Source organism: Streptomyces sp. rh34 (assembly GCF_002551245.1).
In the GTDB taxonomy this organism is placed as follows: domain Bacteria; phylum Actinomycetota; class Actinomycetes; order Streptomycetales; family Streptomycetaceae; genus Streptomyces.
In genome coordinates this window covers 1-2,364 of the sequence record NZ_NTGZ01000477.1, presented here as the reverse complement: position 1 = coordinate 2,364, position 2,364 = coordinate 1, and the positions used below count along the sequence as shown (strand labels likewise).

The 2,364-nt window shown below is 75.3% G+C and carries 3 protein-coding genes; all 3 read left to right on the top strand.

From position 1 onward, the window contains the following. Window positions 1-655: NAD(P)H-hydrate dehydratase (locus CR470_RS37410; protein WP_097872180.1), on the top strand; the 655-nt coding region annotated here is incomplete at its 5' end. Between the two features lie 47 nt (window positions 656-702). Continuing rightward, complete coding sequence (locus CR470_RS37405; RefSeq protein ID WP_097872178.1) at window positions 703-1,089, top strand: DUF488 domain-containing protein; 387 nt, start codon at window positions 703-705, stop codon at window positions 1,087-1,089. A 69-nt stretch (window positions 1,090-1,158) separates the two neighbouring features. After that, window positions 1,159-2,337 (top strand): alanine racemase, encoded by a 1,179-nt coding sequence (gene alr / locus CR470_RS37400; protein ID WP_097872176.1) that lies wholly within the window; start codon window positions 1,159-1,161, stop codon window positions 2,335-2,337. The last annotated feature ends 27 nt before the right edge of the window (window positions 2,338-2,364 follow it).

Here is a 2,364-nt window from a genome sequence, read left to right as displayed (position 1 = left end):
GGCCGGTGCCGTGCGGTACGTCGGACCGGGCGCGGACGCGGTGATCGCCCGCTACCCCGAGGCGCTGGTGCACGCCGGGCCGCCTTCGAAGGCCGGGCGGGTGCAGGCCTGGGTGGTCGGGCCCGGGCTCGGCGACGGGCGGAGCGCCGAGGCGGCCGTCGCCGACGTCCTGGCAGCCGACGTCCCCGTGCTCGTCGACGCGGACGGGCTGCGGCTGCTGGACGCGGAGACCGTGCGGACCCGGACCGCCCCCACCGTCCTGACCCCGCACGCGGGGGAGGCCGCGGCCCTGCTCGGCACGGCCCGCGAGGAGGTCGAGGCCGGGCGGCTCGCCGCGGTGCGCGAACTGGCCGCCCGTTACCGCGCCACCGTGCTCCTCAAGGGCTCCACGACCCTGATCGCGGAGGCCCGCGACACCCCCGTACGGGTCAACCCGACCGGCACGTCCTGGCTCGCCACGGCGGGCAGCGGCGACGTGCTCTCCGGTCTCGCGGGCTCCCTGCTCGCGGCCGGACTCGCCCCGCGCGACGCCGCGTCCGTGGGCGCCTATCTGCACGGGCTCGCCGCCCGGCACGGCTCGGACGGTGCCCCGGTCTCCGCGCAGGACGTCGCGGACGGCATCCGGGCCGCCTGGCGCGACGTGCGGGCGGGCTGAACCGGGGCGAAGGTGGAGGACCGGAGGACGAAGGGCGGTCGGCAGAGGTGAGCGACAGCGAACCCGTACGCGTACGCAGGGTCTACGACCCGCCGGAGGACGGCGACGGCACCCGGGTCCTCGTCGACCGGCTCTGGCCCCGGGGCGTCTCCAAGGAGCGGGCCGCGATCGACGTGTGGCTGAAGGACATCACCCCCTCGGACGAGCTGCGCTTCTGGTACCACCAGGGCCGCTCCGGCGCGCGCCACGACACCTTCGTCGAGCGCTACCGCACCGAGCTGGACGACTCGGCGCACACGGAGGCCGTCGAGCGGCTCGTCGGCCTGGTGCGCGAGGGCGGTCCCGTCACGCTGATCACCGCCGTCAAGGACGTGGCCGACAGCCATGTCCCGGTCCTGGTCGACCACCTGACCCATGTGATGAAAAGTACGTAACGTACATAAGGTTGGATATCGGCGCGCACTGCCGTAGAGGCGACCGACGCCTCTGAGAGACTGGGCGCGATGAACGAGACAGCGTCCCTGAGAGCCCGTGCCGAGATCGACCTCGCCGCGCTGCGCGCCAACGTGCGCGTCCTGCGCGAGCGTGCGGCCGGGGCACAGCTCATGGCCGTGGTGAAGTCCGACGGTTACGGGCACGGGGCCGTGCCCTGCGCGCGGGCCGCCCGCGAGGCCGGGGCCGCCTGGCTGGGCACCGCGACCCCGCAGGAGGCCCTCGCCCTGCGCGCGGCCGGACTCGACGGCCGGATCATGTGCTGGCTGTGGACGCCCGGGGGCCCCTGGCGCGAGGCGATCGACGCCGACATCGACGTGTCGGTCAGCTCCATGTGGGCGCTGCGCGAGGTCGTCGCGGCCGCCGACGGGGCCGGCCGCCCGGCCAGGATCCAGCTCAAGGCCGACACCGGACTCGGCCGGGGCGGCTGTCAGCCCGCCGACTGGCCCGAGCTGGTCACCGAGGCGCTGGCCGCCGAGCGCGACGGACGGGTGAGGGTCACCGGCCTCTGGTCCCACTTCGCCTGCGCCGACGAGCCCGGCCACCCCTCGATCGCCGCCCAGCTCGACGTCTACCGCGACATGGTGGCGTACGCCGAGAAGGAGGGCGTGGAGCCCGAGGTGCGGCACATGGCCAACTCCCCGGCCACGCTCACGATCCCCGAGGCCCACTTCGACCTCGTACGGACCGGCATCGCGATGTACGGCATCTCGCCCGCCCCCGAGCTGGGCACGCCCGCCGACTTCGGGCTGCGGCCCGTGATGACGCTCGCCGCGTCCGTCGCCCTGGTCAAGGACGCCCCGGCCGGACACGGCGTCAGCTACGGCCACCACTACACGACGTCCGCCGGGACGACCCTTGGCCTGATCCCCGTCGGCTACGCGGACGGCGTCCCGCGCCACGCGTCGGGCACGGGCCCCGTCCTGGTCGGCGGGAAGGTGCGCACGGTCGCGGGCCGGGTCGCCATGGACCAGTTCGTCGTCGACCTCGGCGGCGACCGGCCGGAGGCGGGTGCGGAAGCGGTGCTGTTCGGGCCGGGCGACCGGGGCGAGCCGACCGCGCAGGACTGGGCGGAGGCCGCCGGCACCATCGCGTACGAGATCGTCACCCGCATCGGCTCCCGGGTGCCGAGGGTGCATGTGAACGGGACGGCCGATCCGAGCGAGCCGACCGGGGGCGTGCGGCGGTGAGCGGGAGCAGCGCGGGTCCCGCCCTGT